The sequence below is a fragment of the Neobacillus sp. FSL H8-0543 genome, from assembly GCF_038592905.1.
Taxonomy (GTDB): domain Bacteria; phylum Bacillota; class Bacilli; order Bacillales; family Cytobacillaceae; genus Neobacillus.
This window is the reverse complement of sequence record NZ_CP151943.1, coordinates 832,218-847,427: the sequence shown is the minus strand read 5'-3', so window position 1 is coordinate 847,427 and position 15,210 is coordinate 832,218. Positions and strand designations below refer to the sequence as shown.

13 protein-coding genes and 1 pseudogene are annotated in these 15,210 nt (G+C 37.5%); 12 read left to right on the top strand and 2 right to left on the bottom strand.

Annotation, left to right across the window (positions count from 1 at the left end; all coding sequences use genetic code 11):
* Positions 1-69 precede the first annotated feature (69 nt).
* The 11 genes and pseudogenes from NSS81_RS04505 to NSS81_RS04455 all read left to right on the top strand — a co-directional run bounded on the left by NSS81_RS04505 (position 70) and on the right by NSS81_RS04455 (position 11,051).
* Entirely contained in the window at positions 70-207 is a 138-nt protein-coding gene (locus NSS81_RS04505) for a YqzL family protein (protein ID WP_342432347.1), read from the top strand.
* A 33-nt stretch (positions 208-240) separates the two neighbouring features.
* Positions 241-993 carry a DNA repair protein RecO gene (recO, locus tag NSS81_RS04500; protein WP_342432346.1) on the top strand — a complete coding sequence of 251 codons (753 nt, stop codon included), beginning with the start codon at positions 241-243 and terminating at the stop codon, positions 991-993.
* A 292-nt stretch (positions 994-1,285) separates the two neighbouring features.
* A complete protein-coding gene (locus NSS81_RS04495; RefSeq protein ID WP_342432345.1) occupies positions 1,286-2,668 on the top strand; it encodes a glycine--tRNA ligase in 1,383 nt (460 codons plus the stop codon).
* Between the two features lie 173 nt (positions 2,669-2,841).
* Positions 2,842-3,474: a helix-turn-helix transcriptional regulator gene (locus NSS81_RS04490; RefSeq protein ID WP_342432344.1), complete on the top strand. Its 633-nt coding sequence runs from the start codon at positions 2,842-2,844 to the stop codon at positions 3,472-3,474.
* Between the two features lie 54 nt (positions 3,475-3,528).
* Entirely contained in the window at positions 3,529-4,338 is an 810-nt protein-coding gene (locus tag NSS81_RS04485) for a pyruvate, water dikinase regulatory protein (RefSeq protein WP_342432343.1), read from the top strand.
* An 805-nt stretch (positions 4,339-5,143) separates the two neighbouring features.
* Entirely contained in the window at positions 5,144-6,952 is a 1,809-nt protein-coding gene (dnaG, locus tag NSS81_RS04480; RefSeq protein ID WP_342432342.1) for a DNA primase, read from the top strand.
* Positions 6,953-6,994: 42 nt separating this feature from the next.
* Complete coding sequence (gene rpoD, locus NSS81_RS04475) at positions 6,995-8,125, top strand: RNA polymerase sigma factor RpoD (protein WP_342432341.1); 1,131 nt, start codon at positions 6,995-6,997, stop codon at positions 8,123-8,125.
* 334 nt (positions 8,126-8,459) lie between these two features.
* Positions 8,460-8,576, top strand: a pseudogene (locus NSS81_RS04470) (acyl-CoA dehydrogenase family protein); the annotation flags it as partial.
* A gap of 187 nt (positions 8,577-8,763) precedes the next feature.
* Positions 8,764-9,126: a cytochrome c550 gene (gene cccA / locus NSS81_RS04465; RefSeq protein WP_342433935.1), complete on the top strand. Its 363-nt coding sequence runs from the start codon at positions 8,764-8,766 to the stop codon at positions 9,124-9,126.
* A gap of 100 nt (positions 9,127-9,226) precedes the next feature.
* Complete coding sequence (locus NSS81_RS04460) at positions 9,227-9,958, top strand: tRNA (adenine(22)-N(1))-methyltransferase TrmK (protein WP_342432340.1); 732 nt, start codon at positions 9,227-9,229, stop codon at positions 9,956-9,958.
* The gene (locus tag NSS81_RS04455) at positions 9,936-11,051 is read left to right on the top strand and encodes a Nif3-like dinuclear metal center hexameric protein (protein ID WP_342433934.1); all 1,116 of its coding nucleotides are present in this window, start codon (positions 9,936-9,938) and stop codon (positions 11,049-11,051) included. The genes NSS81_RS04460 and NSS81_RS04455 overlap by 23 nt, the downstream gene beginning before the upstream one ends.
* Positions 11,052-11,902: 851 nt before the next feature.
* Here the strand turns inward: NSS81_RS04455 and NSS81_RS04450 are convergent.
* Both NSS81_RS04450 and vrrA read right to left on the bottom strand, forming a co-directional pair.
* Positions 11,903-12,841: a 4-hydroxy-3-methylbut-2-enyl diphosphate reductase gene (locus tag NSS81_RS04450; RefSeq protein ID WP_342432339.1), complete on the bottom strand. Its 939-nt coding sequence runs from the start codon at positions 12,839-12,841 to the stop codon at positions 11,903-11,905.
* A 136-nt stretch (positions 12,842-12,977) separates the two neighbouring features.
* Positions 12,978-13,628, bottom strand: coding sequence for a VrrA/YqfQ family protein (gene vrrA, locus NSS81_RS04445; RefSeq protein ID WP_342432338.1), 651 nt, complete (start codon positions 13,626-13,628; stop codon positions 12,978-12,980).
* Between the two features lie 263 nt (positions 13,629-13,891).
* On the opposite strand from vrrA, the gene NSS81_RS04440 reads away from it, so the two are divergent.
* Entirely contained in the window at positions 13,892-15,208 is a 1,317-nt protein-coding gene (locus tag NSS81_RS04440; protein WP_342432337.1) for a DEAD/DEAH box helicase, read from the top strand.
* Positions 15,209-15,210 lie beyond the last annotated feature (2 nt).

The following is a 15,210-nucleotide window of genomic DNA, read 5'->3' as shown; positions in this document are numbered from 1 at the left end:
GCAGGCTATGATAATTGTAAGGTTTGGGATTGACACTAAGCTAGTCTAATATTGAAAGGTGGGGTTTTCATGATGGATTTTACGTGGAAAGTATTCCTGCAGACAGGTAATATTGACACATATCTTCTTATAAAAGAGCTTGAGAAGGAAAACCAAGAAATACCCGGAAATCTAAATGAAGAGCTAGCACAAATCGATTTTTCATAAGTTTGTCTCTGTAATACGGGATGGTGACAGTACATGCTTCAGAAATGTGAAGGCATCATCATTAGAACAACAGACTATGGTGAAACAAATAAAATCATAACCTTATATACGAGAGAATGGGGAAAGATTGGCGTCATGGCTAGAGGCGCTAAGAAGCCTAAGAGCCGTCTTTCCTCCATAACCCAACTATTTACCCACGGATACTTCTTAGTTCAAAGAGGGACGGGACTGGGGACTGTACAGCAGGGCGAAATGATTACCAGTTTCCGTTCTATTGGTGAAGACATTTTCTTAACGGCCTATGCCAGTTACATCGTTGAATTAACTGATAAATGCACAGAGGATAAAAAACCAAACCCTTTTCATTTTGAACTTTTATTTCAAACATTAAATTATATGAATGAAGGTTATGAACCGGATGTTTTGATGAATATCTATGAGATGAAAATGCTAAATGTGCTGGGTATGAATCCGATATTAAACCGATGTTCTGTTTGCGGAAGTACAGACGGAAATTTTTCTTTTTCAATTAGAGAGGGTGGTTTTATTTGCCACCGTTGTTTGGATAAGGATCCTTACCATTTTAAATTATTACCTGCAACTGTGAAATTATTACGACTATTTTATTATTTTGATCTTTCAAGGTTAGGAAGTATTTCTATTAAAGAAGAAACAAAGGCTGAATTAAAGAAAGTCATCACAGCCTACTATGAGGAATACTCGGGACTTCACTTGAAATCAAAGAAATTTCTAAATTCAATGGACCAATTTCGCAACCTCCTATAGATGTATTATTGACAAGCTTTCTAGTTTTCGTTAATATGATTTTTAATATGATAATTGCTATGAGAGAAAATAGTACTTAGAAACCTCTGTAAAAGCGAACCTAGGATAGTGAAAGCTAGGGTATAGAGCACTAAGGAAGGCATTCTTGAGCAATCGTGTTTTTATTGACACAAATGAAAGAGGCTGCTTTATGCAGCAAATAGGGTGGAACCGCGGGTAACTCTCGTCCCTATGCTTACAAGGCATAGGGATGGGAGTTTTTTTAATTTTATTAAAAAGGAGCAAAAAGAAGATGAATGTAACAATGGAGCAAATTGTTTCTCATGCGAAACACAGGGGCTTTATTTTTCCTGGTTCAGAAATTTACGGTGGACTGGCAAACACTTGGGATTATGGTCCGCTGGGTGTTGAATTTAAAAATAATATTAAGCAGGCATGGTGGAAAAAATTTGTCCGAGAATCCCCTTATAATGTCGGTTTAGATGCAAGCATCCTTATGAATCCAAAAACATGGGAAGCTTCAGGACATATTGGGAACTTCAACGACCCGATGATTGACTGTAAGAAATGTAAGGCCAGACATCGGGCAGATAAGTTAATTGAAAACGCACTTGATGAAAAAGGCATTGAAATGGTTGTAGATGGCTTGCCGTTTGAAAAAATGGAAGAGCTTATAAAAGAACATGCGATTATCTGTCCTGACTGTGGCAGTAAAGACTTTACAGGCATTCGCCAATTTAACTTAATGTTTAAAACCTTCCAAGGTGTAACGGAGTCCAGTACAAATGAAATTTTCCTTCGCCCGGAAACGGCTCAAGGTATATTTGTTAACTTTAAAAATGTCCAGCGGACGATGAGAAAGAAGCTGCCATTTGGTATTGCCCAAATTGGAAAAAGTTTTAGAAATGAAATTACACCAGGTAACTTTACTTTCCGGACGAGAGAGTTTGAGCAAATGGAACTTGAATTCTTCTGTAAGCCAGGTGAAGATTTAAAATGGTTCAATTACTGGAAGGATTTTGCGGAACAGTGGTTGTTGACACTGGGATTAAACAAAGAAAACTTACGGCTTCGTGACCATTCTGATGATGAACTTTCCCATTACAGTAATGCGACAACAGACTTTGAATACAAATTCCCATTTGGCTGGGGCGAACTCTGGGGTGTTGCCTCCCGAACAGATTATGATTTAAAACAGCATATGCAATTTTCAGGTGAAGATTTTAATTATCTGGATCCCGAAACAAATGAAAAATATGTTCCGTATTGTATTGAGCCATCACTTGGTGCTGATCGGGTAACGCTAGCCTTTTTAATTGATGCATATGATGAGGAACAGCTTGAAGATGGCACGTCCAGAACGGTCATGCATTTTCATCCTGCTTTAGCTCCATATAAGGCAGCAATTCTTCCTTTATCTAAAAAACTGTCTGATGAAGCAAGATTAGTATTTGAAACATTAGCAAAGCATTTCTCGGTTGACTATGACGAATCTGGATCAATTGGCAAGCGATACCGCCGCCATGATGAAATTGGTACACCATTCTGTATTACGTATGATTTTGACTCAAAAGAAGACAATATGGTAACAATCCGTGACCGTGATACAATGGAACAAACTCGTTTGCCGATTGCAGAACTTGTCAGCTTTATACAGGAAAAAGTCATGTTTTAATAACTGTTTAGATAAAAGGTGCGGTTTTCCGTACCTTTTATCACTTTTCAGCCTATGAATTTATGTATTCTTACCAAATAAAAACTAATTAGTATATAATATCACTAATAAGGATATAGCTTGTCTGAGTAATTTAATGCTTAACTAAATATACATATTGCGGAAAAAATAGGGTGGTGAGGGAGATAGAACTGACGAAGCGCCAAGACCGGATAATTGAAATAGTAAAAGAAAACGGTCCAATTACCGGTGAGCAAATTGCCGAACGGCTAAACTTAACAAGAGCGACTTTACGACCTGACTTGTCTATCCTAACGATGTCAGGATACTTAGATGCAAGACCGAGGGTTGGTTATTTCTATACAGGTAAATCTGGTAATCAGCTTTTGACAGAAAGTTTACAAAAAATATTCGTAAAAGACTATAAGTCTATGCCTATCGTCGTAAAAGAAAATGTTTCTGTTTATGATGCTATTTGCACCATGTTTCTTGAAGATGTCGGATCATTATTTGTAGTTGATCATAATTCTCTTTTAGTAGGGGTTGTATCTAGGAAAGATCTGTTAAGAGCAAGTATTGGCAACCAAGAGCTTACCTCGCTACCAATTAATATTATTATGACGAGGATGCCGAACATTACTATGTGTGAAATGGACGATTTGTTAATAGATATAGCTAAAATACTCATTGATAAGCAAATCGATGCCCTGCCAATTGTTAGAAGTACAGATAAAGGATTCGAAGTGATCGGAAGAATTACTAAAACAAATATCACCAAAGCATTTGTGGCTTTAGAGAATGAGTAATGTGGAAACCTGTTTTAGACAAGAAATCAAACATAGAGGAGCTGTTGGGGAGGAATGAGCAAGCAAATCATTTATGTAGTTTCTGATTCTGTCGGAGAAACGGCTGAATTAGTTACAAAGGCAGCAATCAGCCAGTTTAATGGTTCGGGAATGGTTTTAAAAAGGTTTCCGTATGTAGAAGAAACGGGACATATCGATGAAGTAATTTCACTTGTAAAGATGGACCATGCAATGATTGCATTTACCCTGGTAAAACCAGATATTCGTGAATATATGAAGAAAATGGCGGAACAAGCAGGAATTCAAGCTGTGGATTTAATCGGCCCAATTATGGATCAAATCCAACAATATAGTGGAAAAACTCCTTTATATGAACCAGGACTTGTCAGAAAACTGGATGAGGATTACTTTAAAAAGATAGAAGCCATCGAATTTGCAGTAAAATATGATGATGGACGTGATCCAAGAGGGATATTAAAAGCGGATATTGTTTTAATTGGTGTCTCCAGAACGTCTAAGACGCCCTTATCACAGTATTTAGCGTTAAGACGGCTAAAAGTAGCGAATGTACCCCTTGTACCTGAAGTAGACCCTCCTGAGGAGCTGTACAAGGTTCCTGCAGAAAAATGTTTCGGATTGAAAATTAGTCCGGAGAAATTAAATAATATTAGGCGCGAACGGTTAATTTCTTTAGGATTAAATGATAAAGCCAGTTATGCAAATATTGAACGAATTCGTGATGAATTAACCTTTTTTGATAAAATTGTTACCAAAATCAATTGCCCTGTCATAGATGTTACCAACAAAGCAGTGGAGGAAACAGCGAACGTTATTCTTAATTATGTTCATAAAAGGACCAACTAGCACATAGTCTTAGGATTATGTGTTTTAATATTCGATAAGAAATTAATAAAATAATTTTGTTTGGATAACTTTGAAATAGTTATCTGAATCCAGCTCAGCGCCCGGCGACTAGTGTACTTCGCTAAACGCGCACTAGCATCTTTTGTTTTTGCACAAAAAAATAAAAAAGTTATGGAAATATCATAATAAATGTACTATAATAAAAAATTGTGATAAAAATGAAACTTTTAGGTTTAGACTTGCATCTGAACGAATAAACTATTTATTGATAGATGTCAAGGAAACCCATAGAAAAAAATTCGACATTAATCCTTTTAATAAAAGTTGGCTGGTAAAGAAGGAATACGCGAAATGATGTAGAATTAGTACTATTATAAAGGGCTGCCCACGATTTTTGCGATGCAGATTCGTGTCTGGCTAAAGAGGAAATTGTCGAATTCACTTCTGGATTTTTCCTTAAAGTTCTTTTTGTCTCTTCATATGACCACCATGGGATAACTGATATTACATATATAAATGCAACATGACGATGTACAGGTGATATCACCTATGGGAAATCTATTTGAAGAAGAAGGAATTAAAACTGCACTTAACTTGCGCTGATTTTATTTTCTAAAGCAAGAAAAAAGGGGTGTATACGGTAAAGGGCCAAACCCTTTAAGTTCCGAGGAGCGATCAAAATTAATAGCAATTAGCAATAATTTTGTCGAAATTTGCAGGAATTTCATTATTGCTTGCAGAATATTATTTTTAGAAAAGCTAAAAGCGCCTCTTATAAGGCGAAAGGCAAAATGGAGTTGTTTTCATGGCAGACCGAATTGCCGAAGAAAAAATCAGCCAAATTCGTCAGTCTGTTGATATTGTTGAGTTAATCAGTGATTATGTTCAACTAAAAAAACAGGGGCGAAATTACTTCGGATTATGTCCTTTCCATGGAGAAAGTACCCCATCATTTTCTGTTTCATCTGACAAGCAAATTTTCCATTGCTTTGGATGCGGAGCTGGCGGAAATGTTTTTTCGTTTTTAATGGAGCTGGAAGGAATCTCATTTCAAGAAGCTGCCATTAAGTTAGCTGACAAGGCGAATATTGACTTGCAGATAAACTCTATAGCAACTGGGAAAAAGATTAGTGTTTCTCCAGAGCTTCAAGTGATGCTTGATGCACATGAGCTATTACTTAAATTTTACCACCATTTATTGGTAAATACAAAAGATGGTCAACATGCATTAGAGTATTTACTTCAAAGAGGTTTTACTAGAGAATCGATTGATAAATTTCAAATTGGCTATTCCTTAAATTCCTGGGATTTTGTATATAAATTTCTTACAAAACGAGGTTTTTCACCTGAAGGAATGGAAAAAGCTGGACTGATTATCAAACGTGAGAGAGACGGGACTTTCTTTGACAGATTTCGGGATCGAATTATGTTTCCGATTTTTGATCGCAATGGAAAACCGATTGCCTTTTCTGGGAGATCATTGGGGGCCGATGAGCCCAAATATTTAAATAGTCCCGAAACAGCAATCTTTAATAAAAGTAAAATTTTATACAATTTTCATCAAGCTAAGCCGAGTATTCGAAAATTACAACATGTCGTTCTCTTTGAAGGATTTGCCGATGTAATTGCTGCAGATCGAGCAGGAATTGAAAATGGCGTCGCGACAATGGGAACATCATTGACGCAAGAACATATTTCTTTAATCCGTCGTCAAAATGTCCAGTCCGTAACCATCTGTTACGATTCAGATAAACCTGGAATTGAGGCTGCTTTTCGGGCAGGAACTCTACTTAATGATGCTGACTGTCCTGTTAAAGTAGCGATGATGCCTGATGGTCTAGATCCGGATGATTATATTAAGAAAAATGGTCTGGAAAAATTCCGAAATGAAGTAATTGGGGCGAGTCTAACCTGGATGTCATTTAAATTTCTTTATTTTCGAAGAGGAAAAAATCTTCAAAATGAAGGAGATAGGCTTGCGTATATAGAAGAAATACTTAAAGAAATTAGTACATTGACGAAAGCTGTAGAAAAGGATCATTATTTGCGGCAATTGGCATCTGAATTTTCACTATCATTGGATGCACTAAAACAGCAACAAAAACAAATGTTTTTTTCTGAAAAGCGAAAATCAAACAGTAATTCTACAAACAATAAGCCTGTATTTATACCCAAACAAGAGAATGAATTAAAACCGAAACATGTTACGGCTGAGAGACGTTTAATTGCGCATATGCTAAAAAACCGGGATGTTGCTTTTAAGGTTCAGGATATGTTGAAGAGTAACACGTTTAACATCGATGAGCATCAAGCGATAATAACTTATTTGTTTGGATTTTATGAAGATCATTTGAATCCTAATTCAAGTGCATTTTTATCCTATATCCAAGATGAAAATCTTAGAAGAATAGTTGTTACGATTGAAATGATGTCCATAAACGATGAAATCAGCACACAAGAATTATCTGATTATATCAAACAGGTGTTGAATTATCAAAAATTGTTAAAGATAAGAGAAAAAGAAGTGGAAATGAAAGAAGCAGAGCGACAAAGTGATATTAAAAGAGCTGCTGCAATTGGTACTGAAATTAATCAGTTGCGTAAATCGCTATAGATTCCATTTTTAATGTCTTTTATTCTGGAAGGAGGGGGACATATGGCTGAAAAATCAGCCCGTTCAAAAGAGGCAACTGAAAATGAGTTGACCTTAGAACAAGTTAAAGACCAGTTAGTTGTACTGGGAAAAAAAACCGGTGTCCTGGCCCATGACGATATTGCTGAAAAGATGGCTAATTTTGATTTAGATTCTGAGCAAATGGATGAATTCTTAGAATTCCTCGGTGAGCAAGGAATTGAATTAGTTGGAGAAAGTGACGAAGAAGGTCCAAGTGCAAAAAAATTAGCAAAAGAAGATGATGATGAGTTTGATCTAAATGATTTAAGTGTTCCTCCCGGAGTTAAAATTAATGATCCTGTTCGAATGTATTTAAAAGAGATTGGTCGTGTCGATTTACTGTCCGGTGAAGAGGAAATCAAACTGGCAAATCGCATTGAAGAAGGCGATGAAGAAGCGAAACGCCGTCTAGCTGAGGCAAACCTTCGTCTTGTTGTTAGTATTGCGAAGCGTTATGTTGGCCGTGGCATGTTGTTTCTTGACCTTATTCAAGAAGGAAATATGGGCTTAATCAAAGCGGTAGAAAAATTTGATTACCGTAAAGGATTTAAGTTTAGTACCTATGCTACATGGTGGATACGCCAAGCTATCACTCGTGCAATTGCTGACCAAGCAAGAACGATACGTATCCCTGTTCATATGGTTGAAACCATAAATAAGTTAATTCGCGTTCAACGTCAGTTACTTCAAGACTTGGGTCGTGAACCATCACCTGAAGAAATTGGTGAAGATATGGATCTGACTCCAGACAAGGTTAGAGAAATATTAAAGATTGCACAAGAACCAGTCTCGCTTGAAACACCGATTGGTGAAGAAGATGATTCGCACCTTGGTGACTTTATCGAGGATCAGGATGCAACCTCTCCTTCAGAGCATGCTGCCTATGAATTATTAAAAGAACAGCTTGAAGATGTGCTCGATACCCTTACAGATCGTGAAGAAAACGTTTTACGTTTACGCTTTGGTTTAGATGATGGACGCACTCGTACTCTTGAAGAAGTTGGAAAGGTTTTTGGTGTAACTCGAGAACGGATTCGCCAGATTGAAGCAAAAGCCTTGCGTAAGTTACGGCATCCAAGTAGAAGCAAGCGCTTGAAAGACTTTTTAGAGTAAAATCATTTGAAATACAAAAAAAGGTAGTTTACTTCTATTTACAGGGGTAAACTATTTTTTTATTTCAAAATTGTTAATGTAAGCACTTTCTTGTATTTATTTTACTGAATTGTCTTTCAGTTTGCAAATGGACATAATAAAAAACTTTGGTTCGCAATTAAAGATCTTTGAAAGTACTACGTTCGGAAATTGCTTATTATTGTGACCTATTCTTATCATACTTTATTTTTGTTTGTTTTTGAATAATATAATTTATTTTAAATATTATTAATGTTGGGAAAATGGGTGAACCCCAAGTATAATAAAATTGAAAACGTATCTAAAGGTTATCTAGGGGGATATGAAGGAATACCATGTTGAAAGAATGCTGCGTGATGCGAAGCTTCTGGAAATTGGTGAGTGTACTTTAGAAATACAAAGAACCGTTATTACCAGATTAGTTGGTTGTTAAAAGGCGAAATAGGGAAGGTTAATGGCGTGACGGAAAACTGAAAGTATCAGTGTGTTACCTTTTTTATAAATATTATCATGCTAAAGTATGTTTGGGTCTTTTCCTTCTAGGATTTTTCAAGTAAAATAGAAGTTGTTTGTAGTGTTAGTATTATTTACAGTTATACGTACATAAGGGAGGTTATATGATGAAACGAAATCCACTTATTCCTTTCGCTCTTATCGCGATTGTTGGAATCGCACTAATGTTCTTATTCTCTTTCAAAGGCCTCGGGGATAGCAAGGATTTAGCCAAGGAAAAAGAAGGCGGTACTGAAACTGCTGAAACAGTTGCAGCTAAGCCTGAAGATACTTACAAGTCTTCTTGTATAGGCTGCCATGGCGGTAACTATGAAGGTGGTATGGGTCCTGCATTAACGGGTGTCGGTGATAAGTTATCAAAGGAAGATATTATGGACATCGTGGTTAAAGGTAAAGGAAATATGCCTGGGGGTATGGTTAAGCCTGAACAAGCTGAAGCTATGGCAGATTGGTTAGCCACTTTGAAGTAATAATTTTATTAAAGAAAGGTCCTTTGCATATGTAAAGGACTTTTTTTATACTATATTTAGCGAATGTTTATACATAAATAAGATTAAGGTGTGGTGTTTTTTGAATACAGATAAATTATCAGCGCGTTTAGCTGCGGTTGCAAAGTATGTTCCAAGTGGGTCAAGGGTGGCAGACATAGGTTCTGATCATGCATATTTACCATGTTATCTAATAAAAAATAAACAGATTACATATGCAATCGCAGGGGAAGTGGTGCTGGGACCGTTTAAGTCTGCAGAAAGGAATGTTTTATCTGAGGGATTGGCGGATAAAATATCTGTTCGAATGGGTGATGGTTTAGCTGTACTTCAGCCAGAGGAGGCTGATTGTATCACCATTGCCGGAATGGGCGGAAGCTTAATCGCAAATATTCTAGAACAAGGGAAAGAAAAGCTTGGTTCGGTACAGAGGCTTGTCTTGCAGCCGAATATTAATGCGATTTCAATCCGTACATGGCTCCTTGAAAATAAGTGGGAACTGATTGCGGAAGAGATTATAGAAGAAGATGGAAAGATATATGAAGTATTAGTTGCTGAAAAAGGAAATCCCGGTAATCCTTATAATTCCGGACAAATGGAAATAGGACTTTTATTTGGACCCTTCTTGCTTCAAAGAAAAGAAGATGCATTTAAGAAAAAATGGGGCTTAGAACAGAAGAATTGGCAACGAATATACGAGCAGCTTGAAAGTGCCGCACCATCTATTGAAACAGATGAAAAGAAACAGGAGCTTATTACTAAGCTAAAGCTGGCAGAGGAGGTTTTGAATGATGAAGAAAGTGAACGGGCATGAAATCATTCAACTTTTTGAACAGTTCTCTCCTAAAGGATTGGCGATGGAGGGGGATAAAATTGGCCTGCAGGTCGGTCGATTAAATAAGAAAGTGGATCGGGTGATGATTGCACTTGATGTGTTAGAAGAGGTTATAGATGAAGCCATAGCAAGCAATGTCCAGTTAATTATTGCCCATCATCCGCCGATCTTTCGTCCGCTAAAAAATGTAATTACCGATACGGTTCAAGGAAGAATGATTGAAAAGCTTTTAAAGCATGATATTGCCGTGTATGCTGCCCATACGAATCTCGATGTAGCTACAGGCGGTGTGAATGATTTACTTGCTGAGGCCCTAGGTTTAGAAAAAACAGAAGTATTGGTACCTACTTATGAAATAAAGCTCAAGAAAGTTGTTGTATTCGTTCCTAGAAGTGATGCTGAAAAGGTCTTGGACGCACTGGGTAATGCTGGGGCGGGTCATATTGGCAATTATAGTCATTGTTCCTTTACAACCGATGGCAGCGGTCGATTTTTACCAGGAGAAAACACAAATCCAACAATTGGGACACAAGGTCATTTAGAGACAGTTGATGAGGTGCGGATTGAAACGATTGTTCCCGAGCTTCAGCTTAAAAAGGTAATCATGGCAATGTTAAAGGCACATCCATACGAAGAGGTCGCCTATGATGTTTACCCAGTAGATAACCAAGGTGAAGTGCTTGGCCTTGGGAGAATCGGAAAGATTAATGAGATGACTTTAGCAGAATTCGCTGAAAAGGTTAAATCGGCTCTTAATGTTAAAACCGTACGTGTTGTTGGTGATTTAACGTCAAAAGTAAAAAAAGTTGCGGTATTGGGCGGGGATGGAAATAAATATTTCACTCATGCCAAATTTAAAGGTGCTGACGTATATGTAACAGGTGATATTTATTATCACACCGCACATGATGCGATGATGCAGGGCCTAAACATGATTGATCCCGGGCATAATGTGGAGAAAATCATGAAACAGGGACTTACTGATACTTTAAAGAAAATGTGTATGGATTCAGGATATGAGGTTGAAATTTTCCCATCAGAAGTGAATACTGATCCATTTCAGACAATTTAATGGTATTTATTAGTCTGCTACCAATTAAGCGCTCTTAAAGACAAAACCCTTTGGGCGATAAGGGGAACTTCTTTAATGAACTGTCTAAAGGACAAAACGCAACAAGGTAACCAGTGAATTGTCTACTAGGAGGGCGCTTAAAGACAAAACCTAACAAGGAAACTGGTGAAATGTCTGTAATAGGCTTGCTTAAAGACAAAACTTAACAAGGAAACTAACAAGGAAACTGGTGGAAAGTCTGTAATAGGCTTGCTTAAAGACAAAACCTAACAAGGAAACTGGTGGAAAGTCTGTAATAGGCTTGCTTTAACAAGGAAACTGGTGGAAAGTCTGTAAACTTGCTTAAAGACAAAACCCAACAAGGAAACTGGTGAAATGTCTATAATAAGCCCTCTTAAAGACAAAACCTAACAAGGAAACTGGTGAAATGTCTTTAATAAGCCCTCTTAAAGACAAAACCCAACAAGGAAACTGGTGGAAAGTCTGTATAGGCTTGCTTAAAGACAAAACCTAACAAGGAAACTGGTGGAAAGTCTGTAATAGGCTTGCTTAAAGACAAAACCTAACAAGGAAACTGGTGGAAAGTCTGTAATAGGCTTGCTTAAAGACAAAACCTAACAAGGAAACTGGTGAAATGTCTATAATAAGCCCTCTTAAAGACAAAACCCAACAAGGAAACTGGTGAAATGTCTTTAATAAGGTCTCTTAAGGACAAAACCCAGTTGGTCGGTAATGGAACTGTCTTTAATAAACGCTTAAAAAACAAGTTCAGTTTTATAACACAAAAACCAGTCCTTCAAATGACTAAGAAGGACTGGTTTTTTCTGAGATACGGTTACCTTAAAAGATTTTTATTTTTTTACCTTTGGAAGTATTCTATTTAGAGGAACATTTTTTTTACGTTCCCAGGTTGCTTCGTTACTTGGATCAAATTGTTCAAGGAATGAAATAACTTCCTTCGTAATGGGTGTAGGTGTTGAAGCACCAGATGTAACAGCAACATTCTTTGCATTTTTTATCCAATCGATTTCTAACTCCGAAATATCAGCAATGCGATATGCTTTTGTTCCTGCGATCTCTTCAGATACTTGTGCGAGGCGATTGGAGTTATTACTTTTTGGATCTCCGACAACAATGGTAACATCTGCCTCTGTCGCTTGCCCGGCAACTGCCTCCTGGCGTACCTGTGTAGCATTGCATATTTCGTTATAAGCATCTGCATGCGGGTATTTCTCCTGAACTTTTTTCATTGTATCAGCTACGTCCCATTGGCTCATAGTCGTTTGATTCGTTACAATCAACCTTTCACTATCAAGTGTTAATGCTTCGACATCTGCAGGTGTTTCGACTAGATGAACGAGGCCAGGTGCCACACCAACTGCGCCTTCTGGCTCAGGGTGACCTTTTTTGCCGATATAGATAACCTGGAAGCCTTGCTTTGTTTTTTCTTCTATCAAGTCATGTGTTCTTGTAACATCAGGGCAGGTGGCATCCAGTGTAACTAATCCCTTATCTCTTGCTAGCTTTCTAACTTCAGGTGAGATTCCATGAGCAGTGAAGATAACTGTTCCAGTGTTTACTTTTTCTAATATCTCCATACGGTTCTCGCCGTCAAGGGTGATAATTCCTTCTTCTTCAAAAGCGTCTGTCACATGTTTATTATGAACAATCATCCCTAATATATAGATGGGACGTGGCAGTGATTTATCTAATGCAGCGTTTCTAGCTATAACCATAGCATCGACAACGCCATAACAATATCCGCGGGGTGATATCTTGATAATTTGCATATAAGAAGTCCTCCTATAGGAACATACTTTGAATCTATGTATTTATTATATAAAATTAATAGATATAATACAAAGATACGTTTATTCTGAATCTTTTTGCAAAAAAGAAAGATGCTAAATCATAGCATCTTTCTGCTTAAATATATAGTTTAGGTAGGGATGAACCCCTGTGGCTGTTTTGCTTTTTATTATCCTCAGCTTCCACTTGAGTGCTGGTTTTCTTTTTTGGTCTTTTTTTCTTTCCAGTTGTAATGGATTGGACACTTTCTTTGGCTTCAGGATCCTTTGAAGTGCTTTCCACTGCCGTTTCCGCACTTGGTGCATCTTTTAGCCCCTTATATAATCTCCACATTGCCGGCAGGTTTTTGACTAAGGGTCCATACTGCTGAATCATTGGTCCTAGTGATTGTGCATGCTGTAAGATTTGCTGTGTATTATTCAAAAATCCATTTATCCCATTTGGATTGCTTAAGGTCTTAAGAATCGAACCGATACCACCACCACTACTTGATGCGCTGCGTCCAGCTGCTTGCATGCCACCAAGCCCTCCGAACTGGCTGCCGGTACTTTTCCCACCAAGAATCTTTGATAATAGTCCGCCGCCACTTCTCCTACCCTGCGACCTCCCCATCATTTGTCCCATCCTTGGATTGGCGCTATATTGGCGTGGTGGGCCCATCATGGGGCCTCCACCGCCAAAAGGACCCATCATTTGTCCATGACCTGTAAACTGTCCTTGGCGCATCATCATCCCTCTTTGGACAGGGAATCTTTGTCTAGGCTGCATACCATAACCTCCTCTCACTATATTCCTATGTTTTAGGGTATGCATTTAACTAATTTTGGTTTAGGTTAAAGGCACAGGACAAACAATAAATTTTGATGATTAAAACTCTGCCAAAGGTAAAAGATTAATAATAAGAAGAAGATAGCTGGTTATTTGGACAAAACTTTACTATAATTACATGATGGAAAGAAAAGTGGAAGCTCTTGCTAGTACAAGAAAACTACTCCAAAAACCAAGTTTATTTAAAAATAAGGAGCAATTACATGAAGGAAAATCGTTTTGATCGTTTTAAGTTTCAACCTTTCATTATAGAAGCAATAAAAGATTTTGGCTTTTATGAGCCTACTGAAATCCAAGAACGGATGGTTCCATTAGTTTTAAAGAATGAAAGTGCTATTGGTCAATCGCAAACTGGTACAGGAAAAACCCTTGCCTTTGTACTGCCGATTCTTGAAAAAATTAAACCTGAACGTAAAGAGGTTCAAGCTGTCATCACGGCACCTACGAGAGAGCTTGCTACACAAATCTATCAGCAAATTCTAAAAGTAACTGAGCATTGCAGTCCGGATCAAGCAATCATGTCAAGAAACTATATTGGGGGAACGGACAAGCAAAAATCAATAGACAAATTAAAGGTCCAGCCTCATATTGTGGTTGGTACCCCAAGTCGGATTAATGATCTTATGGCAGAAAAAGCATTATTTGTTCATACCGCATCAATGCTTGTAGTCGATGAAGCCGATATGATGTTAGACATGGGTTTTATTGAGGATTTAGACAAAGTAGCAGCTAAAATGCCCGAAAAACTACAGATGCTAGTGTTTTCTGCAACGATTCCAGAAAAACTTAAACCTTTTCTTAAAAAGTATATGGAAAATCCAAAAATGGTTCATATTGAACCCAAAAGCAAAACAGCAGAAAACCTGGAGCATTACCTTTTGCCTTCAAGGCATCGTAATAAAAAGCAGCTAGTTCATGATGCATTGGTAAAATACAATCCCTATTTAGCGATCGTGTTTACCAATACAAAAAAAATGGCTGAAGAAGTAGCGGACTTTTTAACTGAAAAGGGTTTAAAGGTTGGAAGAGTACATGGTGATTTAAGCCCGCGGGAACGAAAAAAAATGATGAAGCAAATCCAAGATTTAGAATACCAATACATTGTGGCAACAGATCTTGCCTCTAGAGGAATTGATATCGAAGGGATAAGCCATATCATCAACTATGAATTGCCAACGGATCTGGATTTTTATATTCATCGTGTAGGCAGAACCGCAAGAGCTGGGAATTCTGGAATTGCGCTTACTATTTATGAAATCGCTGATGAAGATGCATTAAATCGCTTAGAAAAAATGGGTATCCAATTTAAATATATTGACCTTAAAAAGGAAGAATTCCTTGTGCTAGAGGAACGAAATAAAAGGAAAACACGTGTAAGACAAGAGGATGCAGCAGAGAAGAAAGCCAAATCACTAGTGAAGAAACCACAAAAGGTAAAGCCGGGATATAAAAAGAAAATGCAGTGGGAAATGGATAAAATAAAGAAGCGCGAAAGAAGAATAGAGCAGAGAAAGAAATAAAG